This is a genomic window from Microbacterium sp. (genome assembly GCF_048259935.1).
GTDB lineage: Bacteria > Actinomycetota > Actinomycetes > Actinomycetales > Microbacteriaceae > Microbacterium.
In genome coordinates this window covers 1-20,883 of record NZ_JBLXHF010000002.1, presented here as the reverse complement: position 1 = coordinate 20,883, position 20,883 = coordinate 1, and the positions used below count along the sequence as shown (strand labels likewise).

The 20,883-nt window shown below is 65.7% G+C and carries 18 protein-coding genes and 1 tRNA gene; 15 read left to right on the top strand and 4 right to left on the bottom strand.

Annotated elements, in window-relative coordinates:
- Position 1: 1 nt before the first annotated feature.
- Positions 2-1,201 carry a pyridoxal phosphate-dependent aminotransferase gene (locus ACN0RC_RS02900; protein ID WP_417508661.1) on the bottom strand — a complete coding sequence of 400 codons (1,200 nt, stop codon included), beginning with the start codon at positions 1,199-1,201 and terminating at the stop codon, positions 2-4.
- Positions 1,202-1,331: 130 nt separating this feature from the next.
- Here ACN0RC_RS02900 and ACN0RC_RS02895 point away from each other — a divergent pair, with 130 nt between their 5' ends.
- Positions 1,332-3,047: an acyl-CoA dehydrogenase gene (locus ACN0RC_RS02895; protein WP_417508659.1), complete on the top strand. Its 1,716-nt coding sequence runs from the start codon at positions 1,332-1,334 to the stop codon at positions 3,045-3,047.
- A gap of 55 nt (positions 3,048-3,102) precedes the next feature.
- On the opposite strand, the gene ACN0RC_RS02890 is transcribed toward ACN0RC_RS02895, so the two are convergent.
- Both ACN0RC_RS02890 and aceB read right to left on the bottom strand, forming a co-directional pair.
- On the bottom strand, positions 3,103-3,519 hold the full coding sequence (locus ACN0RC_RS02890; RefSeq protein ID WP_417508657.1) for a hypothetical protein: 417 nt from the start codon (positions 3,517-3,519) through the stop codon (positions 3,103-3,105).
- Positions 3,520-3,664: 145 nt separating this feature from the next.
- Positions 3,665-5,320, bottom strand: coding sequence for a malate synthase A (aceB, locus tag ACN0RC_RS02885; RefSeq protein ID WP_417508656.1), 1,656 nt, complete (start codon positions 5,318-5,320; stop codon positions 3,665-3,667).
- Between the two features lie 129 nt (positions 5,321-5,449).
- On the opposite strand from aceB, the gene ACN0RC_RS02880 reads away from it, so the two are divergent.
- Together ACN0RC_RS02880 and ACN0RC_RS02875 are read left to right on the top strand one after the other, a co-directional pair.
- Positions 5,450-6,919 carry a helix-turn-helix domain-containing protein gene (locus ACN0RC_RS02880; RefSeq protein WP_417508655.1) on the top strand — a complete coding sequence of 490 codons (1,470 nt, stop codon included), beginning with the start codon at positions 5,450-5,452 and terminating at the stop codon, positions 6,917-6,919.
- A 34-nt stretch (positions 6,920-6,953) separates the two neighbouring features.
- Positions 6,954-7,223, top strand: a complete 270-nt coding sequence (locus ACN0RC_RS02875; RefSeq protein ID WP_417508653.1) for a hypothetical protein — start codon at positions 6,954-6,956, stop codon at positions 7,221-7,223.
- A gap of 8 nt (positions 7,224-7,231) precedes the next feature.
- On the opposite strand, the gene ACN0RC_RS02870 is transcribed toward ACN0RC_RS02875, so the two are convergent.
- Positions 7,232-8,722 (bottom strand): PucR family transcriptional regulator, encoded by a 1,491-nt coding sequence (locus ACN0RC_RS02870; protein ID WP_417508651.1) that lies wholly within the window; start codon positions 8,720-8,722, stop codon positions 7,232-7,234.
- 93 nt (positions 8,723-8,815) lie between these two features.
- On the opposite strand from ACN0RC_RS02870, the gene gabT reads away from it, so the two are divergent.
- The 12 genes from gabT to rplA all read left to right on the top strand — a co-directional run bounded on the left by gabT (position 8,816) and on the right by rplA (position 20,387).
- Positions 8,816-10,177, top strand: coding sequence for a 4-aminobutyrate--2-oxoglutarate transaminase (gene gabT, locus ACN0RC_RS02865; RefSeq protein ID WP_417508649.1), 1,362 nt, complete (start codon positions 8,816-8,818; stop codon positions 10,175-10,177).
- 70 nt (positions 10,178-10,247) lie between these two features.
- Positions 10,248-11,639: a flavin monoamine oxidase family protein gene (locus ACN0RC_RS02860; protein ID WP_417508647.1), complete on the top strand. Its 1,392-nt coding sequence runs from the start codon at positions 10,248-10,250 to the stop codon at positions 11,637-11,639.
- The gene (locus ACN0RC_RS02855; RefSeq protein ID WP_417508646.1) at positions 11,636-12,532 is read left to right on the top strand and encodes a universal stress protein; all 897 of its coding nucleotides are present in this window, start codon (positions 11,636-11,638) and stop codon (positions 12,530-12,532) included. Before ACN0RC_RS02860 ends, ACN0RC_RS02855 begins: the two co-directional genes overlap by 4 nt.
- On the top strand, positions 12,529-14,073 hold the full coding sequence (locus ACN0RC_RS02850; protein ID WP_417508644.1) for an APC family permease: 1,545 nt from the start codon (positions 12,529-12,531) through the stop codon (positions 14,071-14,073). Before ACN0RC_RS02855 ends, ACN0RC_RS02850 begins: the two co-directional genes overlap by 4 nt.
- A gap of 30 nt (positions 14,074-14,103) precedes the next feature.
- Positions 14,104-15,579 (top strand): NAD-dependent succinate-semialdehyde dehydrogenase, encoded by a 1,476-nt coding sequence (locus ACN0RC_RS02845; protein WP_417508642.1) that lies wholly within the window; start codon positions 14,104-14,106, stop codon positions 15,577-15,579.
- Positions 15,580-15,608: 29 nt separating this feature from the next.
- On the top strand, positions 15,609-16,973 hold the full coding sequence (locus ACN0RC_RS02840) for an NAD-dependent succinate-semialdehyde dehydrogenase (RefSeq protein ID WP_417508640.1): 1,365 nt from the start codon (positions 15,609-15,611) through the stop codon (positions 16,971-16,973).
- A gap of 77 nt (positions 16,974-17,050) precedes the next feature.
- Positions 17,051-17,488: a pyridoxamine 5'-phosphate oxidase family protein gene (locus ACN0RC_RS02835; RefSeq protein WP_417508638.1), complete on the top strand. Its 438-nt coding sequence runs from the start codon at positions 17,051-17,053 to the stop codon at positions 17,486-17,488.
- 140 nt (positions 17,489-17,628) lie between these two features.
- Positions 17,629-17,701: transfer RNA gene (locus ACN0RC_RS02830), tRNA-Trp, on the top strand.
- A 40-nt stretch (positions 17,702-17,741) separates the two neighbouring features.
- Positions 17,742-18,005: a preprotein translocase subunit SecE gene (gene secE, locus ACN0RC_RS02825; RefSeq protein WP_417509610.1), complete on the top strand. Its 264-nt coding sequence runs from the start codon at positions 17,742-17,744 to the stop codon at positions 18,003-18,005.
- A 45-nt stretch (positions 18,006-18,050) separates the two neighbouring features.
- Positions 18,051-19,067, top strand: a complete 1,017-nt coding sequence (nusG, locus tag ACN0RC_RS02820; RefSeq protein WP_417508636.1) for a transcription termination/antitermination protein NusG — start codon at positions 18,051-18,053, stop codon at positions 19,065-19,067.
- Positions 19,068-19,257: 190 nt separating this feature from the next.
- Positions 19,258-19,689, top strand: a complete 432-nt coding sequence (gene rplK, locus ACN0RC_RS02815) for a 50S ribosomal protein L11 (RefSeq protein ID WP_417508634.1) — start codon at positions 19,258-19,260, stop codon at positions 19,687-19,689.
- An 11-nt stretch (positions 19,690-19,700) separates the two neighbouring features.
- Entirely contained in the window at positions 19,701-20,387 is a 687-nt protein-coding gene (gene rplA, locus ACN0RC_RS02810; RefSeq protein WP_417508632.1) for a 50S ribosomal protein L1, read from the top strand.
- Positions 20,388-20,883: the final 496 nt, after the last annotated feature.

Genomic DNA, 20,883 nt, shown 5'->3' with positions numbered 1-20,883 from the left:
CTCAGGCGAACAGCGTCTGCAGGCGCTGGATGCCCTCGAGCAGCTGGTCATCGCCGAGCGCGTACGACAGGCGCAGGTATCCCGACGGACCGAACGCCTCACCGGGAACGACAGCGACTTCAGCCTTCTCGAGGATGAGGTCGGCGAGCTCCAGTGACGTCGTGGGCGTGACTCCCTGCCAGGTGCGGTTCAGCAGGCCCTGCACGTCGGGGTAGACGTAGAAGGCTCCGAGCGGGTTCGGCACCTGGACGCCATCGATCTTCGAAAGCTCCGACACGATCAGGCGGCGACGGCGGTCGAACGCCTCGCGGAACTGCTCCGCCTCGGTCTGGGGGCCGGAGAGCGCGGCGATGGCCGCGTGCTGGGCGATGTTGTTCACGTTGCTCGTGAGGTGCGACTGCAGGTTTCCGGCAACCTTGATGGCGTCGGCGGGGCCGACCATCCAGCCCACCCGCCAGCCTGTCATCGCGTAGGTCTTGGCGACGCCGTTGACGAGGATCGTCTGACCGGCGACTGCGGGAACCGCCTCGACGATCGAGGTCGCCTTCGTGCCCTCGTAGGTGAGGTTCTGGTAGATCTCATCGGAGATGATCCAGATGCCGTGCTCGAGCGCCCACTGCCCGATCGCTGTGGTCTCCTCGAGCGTGTAGACGGCGCCCGTGGGGTTCGACGGCGAGACGAACACGAGTACTGTCGTGCGCTCGGTGCGAGCGGCCTCAAGCTGCTCGACAGTGACCTTGTAGTCCTGATCAGCGCCGGCGAAGACCTCGACCGGGGTGCCATCAGCCAGGCGGATCGCTTCGGGGTAGGTGGTCCAGTACGGCGCGGGCAGCAGCACCTCATCGCCCGGGTTCACCACGGCCTGGAACGCCTGGTACACCGACTGCTTTCCACCGTTGGTGACGATCACCTGCGACGGTGCGACCTCGAGTGCGGAGTCGCGCAGCGTCTTCGCAGCAATCGCCTCACGAAGGGCGGGGAGCCCGGGAGCGGGGGTGTAGCGGAAGTTCGCCGGGTCCTGCAGCGCTTCAGCGGCGGCATCCACGATGAACTGCGGCGTGGCGAAGTCGGGCTCGCCAGCGGCATAGGAGATGACCGGCTTGCCCTCGGCCTTGAGCGCCTTGGCCTTGGCATCGACCTTGAGAGTCGCCGACTCGGCGATGGCGGACAACTTGCGGGAGAGGGGGGCGCGTTCAGTCACGCCTCAAATGCTACAAGGCTGCGCACTCGTCCACAGCGTTCCGCACTGGTTGTGAAACTCAGTGTCAGATACACTGGCGCTGAGTCTCGCCACGGCGACTCGGCTCGAATATTCAACTCAGGAGTGAACGATGAGCGCTGCAACCCCTTACGTCCCGCCCGTCGCGGACTACGCCTTCCTCTATAAAGAGGCTTTCGGTCGCGATATCGTCGCCGCGGCATCCGGTGGTGCGATCACTGCAGACGATGCCGTCGAGATCATCGCAGGCGCCGGGGAATTCGCCGCTGAGGTCCTCGCACCGCTCGATCGCGCGGGCGATGCGATCGGCGCCCGGCTCGAGGGCGGGCAGGTGCACCTGCCCGAAGGCTTCCCCGAGGCGTATCAGGCGCTCGTCGAAGCGGGCTGGGTCAGCGCGACAGCGCCGGAGTCCGCCGGAGGCGATGGGCTTCCGCAGTCGGTCGGCGCGGGTCTCGGCGAGATCTGGAACGCCTCGAACGCGGCATTCGCGCTGTGCTGGATGCTGGGGGCCGGAGCCATCCACGCACTCGACGCCGCGGCATCCGAAGAGCTTCGTGAGACCTACCTGACCAAACTGGTCAGCGGCGAGTGGACCGGCACCATGAACCTCACCGAGCCCGAGGCCGGCACCGACCTCGGTGCGATTCGCACGATGGCCACCCCGCGCGAGGACGGCACCTACGCGATCAGCGGTCAGAAGATCTTCATCACCTGGGGAGATCACGATGTCGCGGAGAACATCGTCCACCTCGTTCTCGCGCGCACGCCCGGCGCACCCGACGGGGCGAAGGGTCTCTCGCTGTTCGTCGCGCCGCGCACGCTCGTGAACGCAGACGGCTCACTCGGTGAGCGCAACAACGTGGAGACGGTTGCCATCGAACACAAGCTCGGCATCCACGCCAGCCCGACCTGCGTGCTGGCCTATGAAGGCGCCACCGGCTACCTCGTCGGCGAACTGCACGGCGGTCTTGCCGGAATGTTCGTGATGATGAACTCCGCGCGAGTGGGCATGGGACACCAGGCCACCGGCATCTCTGACCGTTCCTACCAGGGTGCCGCGGACTACGCACTCTCTCGACTGCAGGGGCGCGTGCAGGATCGACCCGCGGGGACGCCGATTGCCGAGCATCCCGATGTACGCCGCATCCTGCGCTCGATGTCCAGCCAGATCTTCGCGATGCGCGCACTCTCTGTGTACGTCGGCGATCTGTTCGACCAGGGCGAGGAATCCGCGCGACTCGCGGAGCTGTTCGTGCCGATCCTCAAGGGCTGGGCGAGCGAAGAGGCCCTGCGGGTGACGAGCGATGGCATTCAGGTCTATGGCGGCATGGGCTTCATCGAAGAGACCGGTGCGGCTCAGCACTACCGCGATGCCCGCATCGTGCCGATCTACGAGGGCACGACTGCCATCCAGTCGAACGACCTCATCGGGCGCAAGGTGCTGCGCGATCAGGGCGCGACGGTGGCAGAGCTGTTCGCGAAGATCGACGACACGGTGAGCGCATTGCGCCAGGCCGGGGGAGAGGTCGCCGTGCGCGTCGCCGATCGACTCTCGCGTGCGCTGGATGCCGCGCGTCGCGCGACCGAGGGGCTCGTCGCGTTCGGCGCGGGGCGGGATGCCTCGGCTATCAGCGTTCCGTACCTCATGCTGCTCGGCACGCTTGCCGGCGGCTGGATGCACGCACTCGCCGTCGCCGCGGTGGTGGCACACACCTCGCCGGAAGAGGCGGATGCTGCGAGACTCATCGACGCTGACTTCTACGGTGCGCACCACCTCGTGCGGGTGCACGCGCTCGCTGAGACGGTCACCGGCGGCGAGATCGCCTGACCGGCGGCGAGCGACGACACCGTGGGCTCACAGGTGAGGGGTCGGCGCCAGCCGCTCATCCGATGAGACCCAGGGGAACGATGAACGACAGGACTAACAGAGCGGTCAGCGCCGCCGGATAGAGAAAGCACGCCGCGGCGAGGACGACGGCACAGATGCCGAGAGGCTTGAGCAACCGTTCACCCGACGCAGTAGGTCGGGGCAGGCTGCTCAACAGGATCAGGCTGACGATGGCGGAGAAGTTCCAGTATGGAGCGGCATTCCACAGCAGGATCCGGAACAGATCCATGCCAGTGGGGCCGTCGAGGGAGATGAACCTGCTGTCGAAGATCTCGAACCCGAGCGTCGTCGACGCCGCGACGATGGTGAGGCAGCTGAGAATCAGTGAGAGCGTGCGGCGGGTGCGTATCTCGCGACTGCTCGGCACGCGCGTGAGCGGTGCAACGACGGCCGGTGGTGGGGGGATCGGCATCCGGTGAGCGTAGCGCGGCGCGCTCGGGCGGCTTCCGAGTTATCCACAACGGATGATGCAACGGACGATGGCAGAAGGGTTTCCCGGCGCCGAATCGATCCTGAGCCGGGAAACCCTTCTGCCGTGGTGAGCGGGCCTGACGCGATCAGTCCTCGTCGACGAGGAACTTCGAGTAGGCCGACAGCGTGAGGAAGGCGGGGAACTCGGAGCCCAGCGATACCTCGCGGAAGATCTCGGCGGCGTCGTCGTAGCGGTCTCCTGCCGCGCGGGTCGCCTGAGCGAGCACGTCAGTGATGATGCCCTCGATGTACTCCGGCGTGATGCGGGTGCCGTCTTCGGTGGAGCGGTCCTGGTGGATCCACTGCCACACCTGCGAACGCGAGATCTCTGCGGTTGCGGCATCCTCCATCAGGTTGTCGATCGCGACGGCGCCGAGGCCTCGCAACCACGCCTCGATGTAGCGGATCGCCACCGACACGTTGCCGCGCACTCCGGCAGCCGTGATCGGGCGTCCGATGCGCAGGTCGAGGAGCTGCTCGGCCTTGACGCTGACATCGTCGCGCTGCCGGTCGATCTGGTTCGGCCGGTCACCGAGGACCGCGTCGAACTCCGCTTGAGCGGTGGGGATCAGATCGGGGTGGGCGACCCAGGTGCCATCGAACCCGTCGCCGGCCTCGCGCTTCTTGTCTGCGGTGACCTTCAGGGTCGCGGCCGCCGTCACCTCAGCATCCCGACGGTTGGGGATGAAAGCGCTCATCCCGCCGATCGCGAAGGCACCCCGCTTGTGGCAGGTCTGCACCAGCAGCTCGGTGTACGCCCGCATGAACGGCACCGTCATCGTGATCTCGCTGCGGTCCGGCAGTACGAATCGTGCGCCGCGGCCACGGTAGTTCTTGATGATCGAGAAGATGTAGTCCCAGCGTCCGGCGTTCAGGCCCGCGCAGTGATCGCGCAGTGCGTAGAGGATCTCGTCCATCTCGAAGGCCGCCGGCAGCGTCTCGATGAGAACCGTGGCGCGGATCGTGCCGTGATCGATCCCGATGTAATCCTCGGCGAACGTGAAGACGTCGTCCCAGAGGCCTGCCTCTTCGCTGGATTCGAGCTTGGGGATGTAGAAGTACGGCCCGCGACCCGCATCGATCAGCACCTTGGCGTTGTGGAAGAAGTACAGGCCGAAGTCGACCAGCGAAGCGGATGCCGCCATGCTGCGGCCCGTTCGGTCAACGAAGGTCAGGTGCTTCTCGACCAGGTGCCACCCGCGCGGGCGCATCACGATGGTGGGCGTCTGCTCGGCGGTCACCTCGTAGGTCTTGCCTTCGGGGGAGGTGAACGTCAGCTCACCGCGGATCGCATCGCGCAGCGACAGCTGGCCGCCGATGACGTTCTGCCAGGTGGGGCTGGTGGCGTCCTCCTGGTCGGCGAGCCAGACCTTCGCGCCCGAATTGAGGGCGTTGATGGTCATCTTCGGATCGGTGGGGCCGGTGATCTCCACACGGCGATCTTCGAGACCGGGGCCCGCTCCCGCCACGCGCCAGTCGGCGTCTTCACGGATGTGCTTCGTGTCGTCGCGGAACTGGGGGTCGCGGCCGCTGCCGATCTCGAAGCGGCGACGCAGGCGGTCTGCCATGCGGTCGTGGCGGCGGCCTGCGAAGCGATGGTGCAGCTCGGTGAGGAAGGCGAGCGCCTCAGGGGTGAGGATCTCGTCGAACCGATCGCGGACGGGGCCGGTGACGGTGAGAGTCGGTCCCTGCTGGATGGTCTGCGTAGGAGCAGTGGTGGGTGAAGCGGTGGGAGTGCTCATGATGTCTCCTCGATTCGGTCGAGCTACGGAGTGGCGTGACATCCACTCTGTGTGAAGTTCAGGGGTCCAGATGGACATTCTCGAAGTGAAGAATTCTTAAATTTCTGCTTTCGTGACAGAATCAGCCGCATGACGACCCTTCGACAGGCTCAGGGCCCAGAAATCACCGAAGACGCCGATGCCCTCACCATCGGGCGCCGCATCCGCCAGCTGCGCACTGCACGCGGGATGACGCTCGAAGATCTCGCCTCTGCCGTCGACCGTGCACCCAGCCAGATGTCGATGATCGAGACCGGAAAGCGCGAGCCGAAGCTCACCCAGCTGCAGGCGATTGCGCGCGCTCTCGGCGTCAGCCTCGATGCCGTGCTCGAGGGAGAGCCGCTCGATGAGCGCAGTGCCACCGAGATCGCTCTCGAGCGCGCGATGAAGGGGCAGACCTTCCAAGCGCTCGGCATCGATCCGTTCCGCATCTCGAAGACCGTGCCGACGGAGGCGCTCAAGGCGCTTCTCGCCCTGCATGAAGAGATCGACCGGCTCAAGGACGAGCGCGCTGCCACTCCCGAAGAGGCCCGGCGTGCGAATGTCGAGCTGCGCCACCTGATGCGCGATCAGGACAACCACTTCGAGGATCTGGAGGTTCGCGCCGCTGAGATCCTCAGCGCGGTCGGGCACCCGGGCGGACCGTTGACTCAGCGCACGGCATCCGAGATCGCCGCATACCTCGGGTTCACCCTGCATTACGCGCCCGACCTGCCGCAGACCACGCGCAGCGTGGCCGACCTCGCCAACGGCCGGCTGTACCTGTCGAGCAGCGTGCCGGCGAAGGGCGATGCGCGCACCGCAGTGTTGCAAGCGCTCTCGAGTCGCATCCTCGGGCATGCCGAACCGCGCAGCTACGCCGAGTTCCTGCGCCAGCGGGTCGAGACGAACTATCTCACCGGCGCGCTGCTGATCCCCGAGACGCATGTCGTCCCGGCGCTGAAGGATGCGAAGACGCGCAGAGCGATCTCGATCGAAGACCTGCGCGACACGTACTCGGTCTCGTACGAGACCGCGGCGCATCGCTTCACCAACCTCGCCACAAGGCACCTCGACATTCCGGTGCACTTCCTGAAGGTGCATGAGTCGGGCACGATCACGAAGGCGTACGAGAACGACGACGTGAACTTCCCGACCGATCGGTTGGGCTCCATCGAGGGACAGATGTGCTGCCGCCGGTGGACGAGTCGGGTCGTGTTCGACGAGGACGACCGCTTCAACCCGTACTACCAGTACACCGACACCGGAAACGGCACCTACTGGTGCACGGCGCGGGTCGAGGCGTCCAGCGAGGGCTTGCACTCAGTGAGCGTCGGAGTGCGCTTCGATGACACGAAGTGGTTCGTCGGCCGAGACACCACGAACCGCGGCGTCTCCAAGCACTCCGTCGAGGTGTGCTGCCGCCGGGCACCTGCCGACCTGGAGGAGCGCTGGCGCGAGCAGTCCTGGCCGAATGTGAAGACCCCGCGCACGCTGCTCGCGACGCTGCCGACCGGGGCGTTCCCCGGCGTGGACACGACCGACGTGTACGAGTTCCTCGAGGCGCACGCGCCGCGCTGAGCCGACAGCTCGCGGATGGCGAGCAGATCAGGTCGTGGATGAGTCGATCGGAGCGGTCAGACAGTCGCTCGCCGAAGCGCGACGCGCGCTGGGTGGGGCGGATGCTGCAGACCAGACGACGCGATCGGATGCGGTCCTGGCTCTCGACCGGCTTCCCGCAGGCGCGAGCCCCGCGGCGTCCGCGGCGATCATGGCGCTCATGAGGATCGATTGGGCACTGCGGCAGTTCGGTGGCGATGATGGAGACGTCGGAAGCGGGCGACGGTCGCGCAAGAAGTCTCCTGTCGCGCTGCCGCCGAGCTGACGCCCGGCTCAAGCCGTCTGCAGCGCGGCCCACAGCTCGGCGCGTGCGGGGAACGACGAGAGGTCCATCCCCAGCAGTCGGGATGCGTCCGCGATGCGCGCTCGCAGCGTGTGGCGATGGATGCCCAGCGCCTCTGCGGCGGATTCGATCCTGGCGTCATGGGTCAGCCACGTGCGCAGCGAGTGCTCAAGATCACGCCCGTCGGCGTGCAGCGGTGCGAGGCGCGACTGGGCGACGAGTCTCGCCTCATCCGTGGCGAGCACGCCGAGGATGCTGGTCGCAATGGTGTCCGCATAGTGCACCGCCGCTGCGCTCTCCTCCTGCGAACGTGCCTGCGTCAGCGCGGCACCGGCCTGCGTGTGCGCGCGCGAGAACGCCTCGTAGTCCTCTGGATCGGACACCCCGATGCGGATGCCGACGCTCGCCGCCAGTTCGTCGAACAGGCCGGCATCGCCTGCTGTCACGACCATGGTGAAACCCAGATCCGAATCCGCGTCGAGGACCATCGTGCCGCGACCGGCACGCTGTCGCTTCCACCACTGGTCGATGGCGTCCGCCGGCGCGTCGGAGTCCGCGATCGCCACCACGATTGGGGCTGCGGGGATGGAGCCCAGCACATGTCGGGCCAGAGACGGATCGTCCAGAAGCAGGGACTCGAGCACCCTGGTCCGCAACCGGCGACGGGCCATGGTGAGCTGTTCGTTCTGCTCGACCGCGAGACCTGCCATCGCGATCACCGAGGTGACGACCGTGCGCGACTGCGCATCCAGCGATGCCGTGCCGATGCCGATCACGCCGCGCAGATGTCCGGTGCGCCCGAGTGTGAACAGCGTGAATGATTCTGCGCCGAGCGTCAACGACTGTCCGGCTTCGCTGCCGCGGCTGAGGAGTTCGGTCGCCCGCGCAGTGAGCGTGTCGATCTCGTCGGCGCGCACCCCTTTCTGCGGATGCTCGTGAACGAGCACCCCCGATGCGTCGAACATGCCGACCCACTGGTCGAGCCGACGGGCGAGCTCAGTGAGCGCGGATTCGAGTCCGCGTGGGCGCAGGGCCGCGATCGCGAGCGCCCGATGGGTGTCCAGCGCCCAGGTCTGTCGCGCGTAGGTCTGCGCGGCGATCGCTTCGGCGTGGGCGCGCGCGATCGCGATGAACGGAGTGTCGTAAGGCACCTCGAACAGGGGAATCCCCGCGTCGGCGCAGGCCTCGATGAGGCGCTCAGGCACGTCGCGCTGCTGCACTCCGGTGCCGAAGCCGAGCCCTACGATCCCGTGGGCCGCCAGCCGGGTGACGTACCCGGCGATCTCTTCTGCATTCCCGTCACGGAACTGGCTTCCGGTGGTGAGGAGGGCGAGATCGTCAGCCAAGAACGGAGTGGGGTCTGCGAGGTCGGAGGAATGCACCCAGCGCAGAACACGGTCCACTCCGTCGTCCTGCTCCGTGATGAGTCGAAGTCGGAGATCACGGCGGTGCAGCAATGCGCGCAGTGTCGGTTGGTCCACGGCATCCCTCGCTATACGCTCCGGCGAATTTATTACCAGAATCATACAGTCCGGCGAGTGCAGGGGTGGTCCGCCGGGTCTACGCTCACGACTATGGCACTCCTTGATTCCGCATCCTCCGTCACGACTCTCGGTGGTCCCGGCCTCCCGCAGGAGCGTCGCCTGGTCACTGATCTGCCTGGGCCGCGATCCGCGGCCATCCTCGCGCGCAAAGCAGATGCTGTTCCTGCCGGTGTGGGCCACACGGTTCCCATCGCCGCTGTCGCTGCCGGTGGCGGAGTCGTTGTGGATGCTGATGGCAACTCGCTCATCGACCTCGGAAGCGGAATCGCTGTCACCACCGTCGGCAATGCGCACCCGAAGATCGCAGCCGCTGTCGCGGCGCAGGCTGCGCAGTTCACGCACACCTGCTTCATGATCTCTCCGTACGAGTCATACATCGACGTGGCCGAGGCGCTGAACCGGCTCACCCCTGGTGACTTCGCGAAGAAGAGCGCACTGTTCAACTCGGGCGCCGAGGCGGTCGAGAACGCGATCAAGGTCGCCCGCAAGCACACCGGGCGCCAGGCCGTCGTCGCCTTCGATCACGGCTACCACGGCCGCACCAACCTCACCATGGCGCTGACGGCGAAGTCGATGCCGTACAAGAGCGGCTTCGGACCGTTCGCCCCCGAGGTCTACCGTGCGCCGATGTCGTACCCGTTCCGGGACGGGCTCGCCGGTCCCGAGGCTGCCGCCCGCGCGATCTCGCAGATCGAGAAGCAGATCGGCGCAGAGAACCTCGCGGCCATCATCGTCGAGCCGATCCAGGGCGAAGGCGGGTTCATCGTTCCCGCAGAAGGCTTCCTCCCCGCCCTCGTGGACTGGTGCCGCGAGAACGGTGTCGTGTTCATCGCCGATGAGGTCCAGACCGGGTTCGCACGCACCGGGCACATGTTTGCCAGCGAGATCTTCGGCATCGAGCCCGACCTGATCACCACGGCGAAGGGGATCGCCGGAGGTCTGCCTCTCGCCGCCGTCACCGGCCGCGCGGAGATCATGGATGCGTCTCATGCCGGCGGGCTCGGCGGCACGTACGGCGGCAACCCGATCGCGTGCGCCGCAGCGCTCGCCGCAATCGATGTGTTCGAGAACGATGGTGTCATCGAGCGCGCACAGCAGATCGGCGAAATCCTCGGCGGTCGCCTTCGCGAGCTGCAGGCATCCGATGCCCGCATCGGGGATGTGCGCGGACACGGCGCGATGATCGCCGCAGAGTTCGTCGACCCTGAGACCAACGCTCCGGATGCCGCACTCACCGCGGCGGTCGCGAAGGCCGCCATCGCCCAGGGAGTGATCGTGCTCACCTGCGGAACCTACGGCAATGTCATCCGATTCCTGCCGCCGCTGTCCATCGGCGACGAACTGCTCAATGAGGGAATCGACATCGTGGCCGCGGCACTCGCCGGGGTCTGAGAACGTCCGGTCGCGGGCGGGTCGGGGGATACCGATTCCGCGACCGGCACCTACAACAAGGGAGTTGCAGATGGCTGAGATCACACGGGACGTCGTCATCGTCGGCGCAGGAGCCGCGGGCCTGACCGCTGCGAATGACCTGCGCAGGGCGGGACTCTCCGTTGCAGTGCTGGAAGCGCGTGACCGCGTCGGCGGCCGACTGTGGACCGACTTCATCGATGGCGCCATGCTCGAGATCGGGGGGCAGTGGGTCTCGCCAGACCAGGATGCGCTCAAAGACATGATCGAGGAGCTCGGCCTCGAGACCTTCGATCGCTATCGCGATGGCGACAGCGTCTACGTCGGGCCAGATGGCGTTGCCGCGCGCTTCACGGGCGAAATGTTCCCGGTCACCGCGGAGACCGAGAAGATCATCGCTGACATCACCGCGCAGCTCGACGCGATGGTCGCCGAGATCGACCCGGATCGCCCCTGGGCTCACGCCAAGGCGCAGGAGTGGGACGAGATCTCTTGGGATGCGTGGCTGCGCGAGCAGACCGATGATGACGAGGCAGTGCGCAACCTCGCCTTCGCCACCGGGTCTGCGATGCTCACCAAGCCGACCCATGCGTTCTCACTGCTGCAGTCGCTGCTGATGGCGGCATCCGCTGGTTCGTATTCGAATCTCGTCGACGCCGACTTCATCCTCGACAAGCGGGTGATCGGCGGACTCCAGCAGGTGCCGCTGCGGCTCGCCGAGCGCCTCGGCGAAGACGTCCTGCTTGACCAGCCGGTACGAGCGCTGGAGTGGGATCCTTCCGGGACCGGCGTCACCGTGACGACCGATGACCTCACCGTCACAGCGCGGTTCGCGATCCTCGCGCACGCGCCGATCCTCTACAACCGCATCTCATTCGTCCCGCCGATGCCGCGTCGCCAGCACCAGCTGCATCAGCATCTGTCGATGGGCTTCGTCATCAAGGTGCACGCCGTCTACGACCGACCGTTCTGGCGCGAGCAGGGTCTGAGCGGCACGGCGTTCAGCCCGTACGAGCTCTCGCATGAGGCCTACGACAACACCAACCACGACGATGAGCGCGGGACCCTGGTGGGCTTCGTCAGCGACCAGCACGCCGATGATCTGTTCACGCTGTCGGCCGAGGAGCGCAGGCAGCGCATCCTCGAGTCGCTCTCGCACTACTACGGGCCAGAGGCGCTGAACCCGGTCGTGTACTACGAGAGCGACTGGGGCAGTGAGGAGTGGACGCGCGGCGCCTATGCCGCCAGCTTCGACATGGGTGGCCTGCACCGCTACGGTGCCGACCTGCGCACCCCTGTGGGCCCCATCCACTTCGCCTGCAGCGACCTCGCGGGGGCGGGCTATCAACACGTCGACGGCGCCATCCGCATGGGACACCTCGTTGCCTCGAACATCGTCGATGCGAGCCGGTCAGCCAGCGCTCCCACAGGTGGTGTGCGATGAGCGGCACGATCGTCGTCGGGTACACCGCGACAGAGTCAGGGGCGGATGCCGCGGCCCTCGGCGCCCGCCTCGCGCGCAGTCTCGGCGCGCGCCTGCACCTGGTGATCGTGCTCCCCTCGGAGGGAACCCGCAGTGCGGCTGTTCCACCGGAGCGCGCCTACGAGGACGTGATCCGCGGACAGGGCAAGAAGTGGCTCTCCGACGCGATGGCCGAGCTTCCGCAAGACCTCACCCGCAGTGGGCACGTGCGTTTCGCAGAGTCGTTCGCCGAAGGGCTGATCGCGGCGGGCGAGGAGTTCGGCGCACGGCTCATCGTCGTCGGTGCCGCTGCCGGTGCTCGTTTCGGCCGCCACCGGCTGGGTGGGGTGGCATCCGCTCTTCTGCACTCCTCGCCGATCCCCGTCGCGCTGGCACCGTCCGGAACGGCGAAGCAGGCGGAACTGTCCGTGCCTCGCATCACCGCGGCACTGGGCACCAGAACCGGCGCTGATGTGCTGCTCGACGAGGCAGTGGCGCTCGCCGCCGACAGCGCGAGCGCACTTCGTCTTGTGTCGCTCGTGCCCTTCGATGTGCCGCCGGGGCTCGACACCGGCGCGATCCGCGTCGTCGCAGGCGGACATGCCGATGAGGTGCTCGCCACTGCCGAGAAGACGCTGCCCGCCGGAATCACCGCCACGGTGGAACAGGCACCAGGAGACACCGTCGAAGACGCCGTCTCGCACCTGTCCTGGCTTCCCGGCGAGGTCATCCTCGTCGGCTCGAGTCGGCTCGCCCAGCCGCGCCGACTCTTCCTCGGATCGACGGCGGCGAAGATGCTGCACGTGCTGCCCGTACCCATGATCGTCGTGCCACGCACCCGCACCGGTGCCCAGGTCGAAGGAGACCTCGCATGAGCGCTACGCCCCACACCGAAGAACCAGCCCCCGTCACCGGCGGGCTCTCGCAGAAGGGGCTGAGCGCCGGAACGGTCGGCCTCATCGGCGCCGTCGTCATCGGCATCTCGTGCATCGCTCCGGCATACACGCTCACCGCGGCGCTGGGCCCGACCGTCTCCGAGGTCGGCTTCCAAGTGCCGGCGATCATCCTCGTCGGCTTCATCCCGATGCTCCTGGTCGCCTTCGGCTACCGCGAGCTCAACCGCAGCATGCCCGACTCGGGCACTTCGTTCACGTGGGCCGCCCGTGCCTTCGGTCCGTGGGTGGGATGGATGGCGGGGTGGGGCCTCATCGCGGCCACGATCCTCGTGCTCTCCAACCTCGCAGGCATAGCGGTGGAGTTTCTCTTTCTGCTGATCGACCAGATCGCCGGAAGCCCTGGCACGATCGCCGAACTGGCCTTCAACCCGTTCATCAACGTCGCAGTGTGTCTGCTGTTCATGCTCGGTGCGACTCTCGTCTCGTATCGAGACATGCAGACGACGCAGAAGCTGCAGTACTTCCTGGTCGGATTCCAGGTGCTGGTGCTGCTGGTCTTCTCGATCACGGCGTTCGTACAGGTCGCTCAGGGCAATGCCTTCGACGCGAGTCCGATCGAGCTGAGCTGGTTCAACCCGTTCGCCGTCGGATCGGTCGGTGCTGTGGTGGCCGGTCTCTCGCTGTCGATCTTCATCTTCTGGGGGTGGGATGTCACCCTCACGATGAACGAGGAGACCAAGGACCCCGAGAAGACTCCGGGGCGCGCCGCGACCCTCACGGTGATCACGATCGTCGTCCTCTATCTGCTGCTGTCGATCTCGCTGCTGTCGTTCGCAGGAATCGGCACGGGAGAGCTGGGCCTGGGCAACGAAGACATCCAGAGCAACGTCTTCTTCTATCTGTCAGGACCCATCCTCGGACCGCTCGCGTTCCTCGTGTCCCTTGCGGTGCTCACGAGTTCTGCGTCCTCGCTGCAGTCGACGTTCGTCTCGCCCGCCCGCACACTGCTGGCGATGGGGCACTACGGTGCGCTGCCGAGTAGCTTCGCCAAGGTGAGCCCGCGCTTCTTCACCCCCGGCTACGCGACGATCGTGGCATCTATCGTGGCATCCGCCTTCTATGCGGTGATGCGCTTCATCAGCGAAGACGTGCTCTGGGACACCATCACGGCCCTCGGCATGATGATCTGCTTCTACTACGGCATCACCGCGTTCGCCTGCGTCTGGTACTTCCGCAAGCAGTGGTTCGACTCGGCGCGCACGTTCGTGTTCACCCTGCTCTTCCCGCTCGTCGGCGGCGTCATCCTGGCCGCACTGTTCGTGATGACCCTCGTCGACAGCATGAACCCCGACTACGGCAGCGGATCCAACATCGGCGGTGTCGGGCTGGTGTTCATTCTGGGCGTCACAGTGATCGTCCTCGGCGTCATCATCATGATCTGGCAGGCGGTCAGGCGCCCGGCGTTCTTCCGCGGCGAGACGCTCTCGATGGATGCTCCGGCCAGTCTGCGTCGCCGATAACAGCTTCACTACCCACCGAAAGAGAGACCGATGACCATCGCACTCGCAGCGAACGAGACCGCACTGCTCGATAGCGTCCCGAAGGGATTGTTCATCGGGGGTGAATGGATCGACGCCGAAGGCGGACGCACCTTCGACGTGCGCGACCCCGCGACGAATGCGGTGATCGCATCGATCGCCGATGCATCGGCCGATGACGGCATCCGCGCTCTCGATGCCGCCGTCGCCGCGCAAGACGGGTGGGCGGCGACACCGGCGCGCACCCGCAGCGAGATCCTGCGCCGTGGTTTCGACCTCGTTCAGGACCACAAGGAGGACCTCGCCCTGCTCATGACGCTCGAGATGGGCAAGCCGCTGGCTGAAGCCCGCGGCGAGGTCGTCTACGGCGGAGAGTTCCTGCGCTGGTTCAGCGAAGAAGCGGTGCGCATCTCGGGGCGTTATGGCACCAACCCAGAGGGAACCGGCCGCATGGTCGTCTCGCAGCGTCCGGTGGGGCCCTCGTTCTTCATCACGCCGTGGAACTTCCCGTTCGCGATGGCCACCCGCAAGATCGCGCCGGCGCTCGCCGCGGGCTGCACTGTCGTCATCAAACCCCCGGCGCTGACACCGCTGACGACGATGTTCTTCACCAAGCTGCTTGAGCGGGCCGGGCTCCCCGCCGGTGTCGTCAACGTCGTGCAAACCTCTTCGTCGTCGAAGCTGTCTGCGCCGATCATCGCCGACCCCCGGCTGCGCAAGCTGTCCTTCACCGGGTCGACCGAGGTCGGACGCGCGCTCATCTCGCAGGCGGCAGAGGGAGTGCTGCGCGTATCGATGGAGCTCGGCGGAAATGCGCCGTTCGTCGTGTTCGACGACGCCGACCTCGATAAGGCTGTGGAGGGCGCGATGGCGGCGAAGTTCCGCAACATCGGCCAGGCGTGCACGGCAGCGAACCGGTTCATCGTGCACTCTTCGGTCGCGAGCGACTTCGCCGATCGGGTTACCGAGCGTGTGAAGGCCATGAAGATCGGTCGGGGAACCGAAGACGGCGTGGCGATCGGGCCGCTCATCGATGCGGATGCTGTCGACAAGGCTGTTGAGCTGGTCAAGGATGCTGTCGACCGAGGCGCGAATATTCGCACCGGTGGCAGCGCAATCGACGATGAGGGCACGTTCTTCGAGCCGACCGTCATCACCGATGTGGCGAAGGGAAGCGACATTCTCCGGGAGGAGATCTTCGGCCCGGTGCTCGCGATCGCGACCTTCGAGACGGAGGAAGAGGCCGTGCGCCTCGCGAACGACACGGAGTACGGTCTCGTCTCCTACGTGTTCACACAGGATCTCGCCCGCGGGCATCGGATGATCGACGCACTCGAAACCGGCATGATGGGGCTGAACGTAGGGGTCGTGTCCAATGCGGCTGCCCCCTTCGGCGGCGTCAAGCAGTCCGGCGTCGGCCGCGAGGGTGGGTTCGAGGGTATCCACGAATACCTGTCCACGAAGTACACGCTGATCCCGAACGACTGATCAAAGACCGCACGACTGAGAGGACGATCATGACCGACTACGCCGTCGTCAACCCGGCCACAGGGCAGACCCTTGCCGCCTACGACACGTTCACCGACGCGCAGATCGAGGAAGCCATCGCGGCGGCAGACGCTGCGCACCGAGGGTGGTCGCGTGCATCGACGGTCGCCGAGCGGGCGGCGCTCTTGCGCCGTGCAGCAGAGCTGCATCGAGAGCGCCGTGAGGAGCTCGCGGACATCTTCGTGCGCGAGATGGGCAAGCCTCGCGAGGCAGCCCTGGGCGAGGTCGACTTCGCTGCTGATATCGCCGAGTACTACGCCGACCAGGCGGAGACCATCATGGCCGATCAGTCGATCGCGATCCTCGGAGATGGCACGGCGATCATCCGTCGAGATTCGCTGGGCCCGCTCGTCGGGATCATGCCGTGGAACTTCCCGGCTTACCAGATCGTCCGCTTCGCCGCCCCCAACCTCATCGTCGGCAACACGATCCTACTGAAGCCCGCCCCGCAGTGCCCGGAGTCATCGACGGCTCTCGCGCAGATCTATCTGGATGCCGGCTTCCCGGAGGGGGCGTACGTGAACATCCTCGCGACGAACGAGCAGATCGCAGATCTCATCGCCGACCCGCGTGTGCAGGGTGTCTCACTGACCGGCTCCGAGCGTGCAGGGGCGGCAGTCGCCGAGGTCGCAGGGCGCAATCTGAAGAAGGTCGCGCTCGAGCTCGGCGGCTCTGACCCGTTCATCGTGCTGTCCACCGATGACCTGGATGCCACAGTGCAGGCCGGCGTCGACGCACGCCTGGACAACAACGGTCAGGCCTGCAACGGCGCCAAGCGGTTCATCATCGTCGACGATCTGTACGACGCGTTCGTGGAGAAGTTCGCCGCGGCCATGTCAGCGGTGACGGCAACCGACCCGATGCTGGATGACACCGTGCTCGGCCCGCTGGCATCACACGCTGCCGCAGAGCACCTGCAGGAGCAGATCGATCGGGCCGTATCGCAGGGTGCGACGCTGCTCACCGGTGGCAGCCACGACGGCGCGTTCTTCGAGCCGACGGTGCTGGCGGACGTCACACCGGAGATGGATGCGTATCGCGAAGAGCTGTTCGGCCCGGCCGCCGTCGTCTACCGGGTGGCCGACGAAGAGGCCGCGGTGGCTCTCGCCAACGACACGCCCTTCGGGCTCGGCTCGTACCTGTTCACGACCGACGCCGAGCAGGCCGAGCGGGTCGCCGACCGGATCGAGGCGGGCATGGTCTACGTCAACCTCGTGCTCGCTGACAGCCCGGAGCTGCCCTTCGGCGGCGTCAAGCGCAGCGGTACTTCGCGCGAGCTGGGGCTGCTGGCAGCCGACGAGTTCGTCAACAAGAAGCTCATCCGCAAGGCGTAGGCGTCTGCGGCGGGTGGTGCATGCTCGAGCTTGAGGGCGCTCTGTTCTTCCCCTGACGTTCGGGCCACAATGGGGGTATGGACAACACGCACGGCCCCGTAGTGGCGTTGAGCGTTGCCGAGTCATGGACGCTTCTTCGCACTCAGCAGCTCGGCCGCCTCATCACGAATGTCGGGGAGAGGATCGACGTCTTTCCCGTGAATTTCGTGATCGACGCCGATCAGATTCTGTTCCGCACTGCAGAGGGCAGCAAGCTCGTTGAACTGACAATCAACGATGAAGTGCTCTTCGAAGCGGATGACCACACCGACACGCACGCGTGGAGCGTCATCGTGCGCGGCACCGCACGCCGTTTGGAGACGGATGCCGAGGTGCAGCACGCCGACAGCCTGGGGCTTGCGCCATGGATTCCGACGCTGAAAACGAACTATGTGAGCATCGCTGCCAAGTCGGTCACCGGCCGGGCGTTCCGCCTCGAGGAGGAGCCCGCACGGGACGGCGTCCAGCTGTACTGACGGGCCGCGCGAGCGAATCATGGCCGTTTCGGTTCGCCGCGCCGGGCGGCATGCCGTACACTGGACAGGCAGTTGTCTGCATTCTTTTCTCGTGCCTTCGGGTGCGGGGCAGAGGCAGATCCCGAGTCCGCAAGGGCTTTAGGGCGGTAGCTCAATTGGCAGAGCAGCGGTCTCCAAAACCGCAGGTTGCAGGTTCGATTCCTGTCCGCCCTGCGCGTCAGCGCCATGCTGACACACGAAAGGTACATTCATGATGGATCAGGACGAACCGCGCGTCGACATCGTCGCCGGTGGCGGTGCCGCCAGCGTGAAGCGACTCGGCTTCTTCGGCCGGATCGCACTGTTCTTCCGCCAGGTCATCGGCGAACTCCGCAAGGTCGTCACTCCGACTCGCAAGGAGCTGTTCAAGTTCACCGCGGTCGTGCTGGTGTTCGTGGCCATCATGATGGCGATGGTCTACGGTCTGGACACCGCCTTCTCGTGGCTGACTGCCCAGGTCTTCGGAGTACCGCAGTAAGCGTCGCTCCCGCGGTTCCGGCCGCACTGATTGGAAAGAAATAACGTGTCTGAACGATATTCCGACGACGCCGACTGGGCGACCGCCGCGGAGCAGTCCAGCGAGGACGACGAAGCGCAAGAGGGCAACATCCTCGCCTCGGAGGAGAAGGCGTCTTCCGCTGCCGAACATGAGGCCGTGCACATCGAAGGCGACGACGATGCTGCCGACGATGAAGGCGCAGAAGACATCGAGATCAACGACCCGGAGGCTGACGCGATCGTGAACGACGCTCTGAACCTGGACGAGACTGCAGAGACCGAAGCCGCCGCTGAGGTGCTCACCGAGTCTGCGGCCGAAGAAGTCGCGGAGGCCGATGCGGCCGCCGCAGAAGAAGTCACCCCGTACGACGGTCCCGACGTGAACGGCGACGAAGACGAGTCGGCAGATCCTGCAGAAGAAGACCCGTACGAGTCTTTCCGCATGGATCTGCGGATGCTCCCGGGCAAGTGGTATGTCATCCACTCCTACGCCGGTTTCGAGCGCAAGGTGAAAGCCAACATCGAGCAGCGCAAGTCGACGCTCGAGGTCGAGGATGACATCTACCAGGTCGAGGTCCCGATGGAGGACGTCGTCGAGATCAAGAACGGCCAGCGCAAGATGGTCACTCGCGTGCGCATTCCGGGCTACGTGCTTGTGCGCATGGAACTCAACGAAGACACCTGGTCCGTCGTTCGTCACACCCCTGGCGTCACCGGCTTCGTGGGCAACGCTCACAACCCGACGCCGCTGCGCTTCGAAGAGGCCTTCAACATGCTGAAGGCGCTCGTCGAGGTCAAGGACATTCCGACCGCGAAGAACGTTCAGTCCAAGGGAGGCGTGGCTGTCGCCCGCTCCATCCCCGCGGAGATCGACTTCGAGGTCGGCGAGACCATCACGATCAAGGAAGGCTCGTTCGCGGGCCTGCCCGGTTCGATCAGTGAGATCAAGCCTGAGAGCGGCAAGCTCACCGTGCTCGTCTCCCTGTTCGAGCGCGAGACTCCGGTCGAGCTGTCGTTCGACCAGGTCACCAAGATGCTCTGATCCGCGCTTCGCGGAGAACGCCCCGTCGGCCTGTGCCGGCGGGGCGTTTTGCATCGGGTACACTTGGATGGTTTGTGCGCTCGGTTCCTGAGCTTGTCGAAGGACGCGCGCAGAACACACCACATTCCGGAGATGCCGGTGTGTGGGAGAGCGGGAGCGTCATGCATCCGCTCGATGAAAGGAAAAGGAAATGGCACCTAAGAAGAAGGTGACCGGCCTGATCAAGCTCCAGATCAACGCCGGCGCAGCCAACCCCGCGCCGCCGATCGGTCCGGCGCTCGGTCAGCACGGCGTGAACATCATGGAGTTCTGCAAGGCGTACAACGCCGCGACCGAGTCGCAGCGCGGCAACGTCGTTCCGGTCGAGATCACCGTCTACGAAGACCGCAGCTTCACGTTCATCCTGAAGACTCCGCCGGCTGCAGAGCTCATCAAGAAGGCCGCTGGCGTGCAGAAGGCTTCGGCCACGCCGCACACCGTCAAGGTCGGCAAGATCACGAAGGACCAGGTCCGTCAGATCGCTGAGACCAAGCAGGCTGACCTGAACGCAAACGACATCGAGGCTGCCTCGAAGATCATCGCCGGCACCGCCCGTTCCATGGGCATCACGGTCGAGGGCTGAGGGGAATAATCATGGCAAAGTCCAAGGCTTACAAGGCTGCCGCCGAGAAGATCGAGGCAGACCGTTTCTACACTCCGACCGAGGCAGTCGCTCTCGCGAAGGAGACCGGTTCGGCGAAGTTCAACTCGACCGTCGAGGTCGCGCTGAAGCTCGCAGTCGACCCGCGCAAGGCTGACCAGATGGTGCGCGGCACCGTCATCCTGCCGCACGGTACCGGTAAGACCGCTCGCGTCATCGTGTTCGCGACGGGCCCGGCCGCCGAGGCTGCAATCGCAGCTGGTGCTGATGAGGTCGGCGGCGCCGAGCTCATCGAGAAGGTCAGCGCAGGCTGGACCGACTTCGACTCGGCAGTGTCGACCCCTGAGCTCATGGGCCAGGTCGGTCGCCTCGGAAAGGTCCTCGGACCCCGTGGCCTGATGCCGAACCCGAAGACCGGCACCGTGACTCCGAACCCGGCTAAGGCCGTCGAGGAGATCAAGGGCGGAAAGATCGAGTTCCGCGTCGACAAGCACGCCAACGTCCACTTCGTCGTCGGCAAGGCTTCGTTCACCGCAGAGCAGCTCGATGAGAACATCGGTGCAGCTCTCGAGGAGATCGTTCGCCTCAAGCCGTCGAGCGCCAAGGGCCGCTACATCCAGAAGGGCGTCGTCTCGACGACCTTCGGCCCCGGCATCCCGCTGGACGTCAACAGCATCTGAGTCGCGTAAGCGCACTCCGAGCGTGTGAAGAGGGTCCCTGCCTATCCGGCAGGGGCCCTCTTCGCGTATGTGCTGGAGGGGGCGCCGACCCGTGAAACAGCGCGACACGCCAGGGATTCCGCCCCGATTTGCCGGAGGCGTGGATCCCGCGTAAGTTATTACTTGTTCGCCCCACAGGGAAGCGGAAAGGCCGGAAGGCCTCACCCCCCTCAAGCGGAAAGAACAACTCCCCGAAATCCTTCTCTCACTTGAGAGTGCGGACGTTTACGTCTAGGATGGAGAGTCCCACCTCGTGGATCGCAGTCATCGGCTGTGCATCGGATCTCAGATCCGAAAGCGCCGATTTGACAGGCACCACGGAGCGGGTAAGATTGAGAAGTTGCCCTGCGGGCCTGGTTGTGATGGCCGGGTCGTGGGTGCGTCCGATCCTTGAGAACTCAACAGCGTGCACTTGTCAAATGCCAAATAACCTCGTCTAGCTTCGGCTAGGGAGATT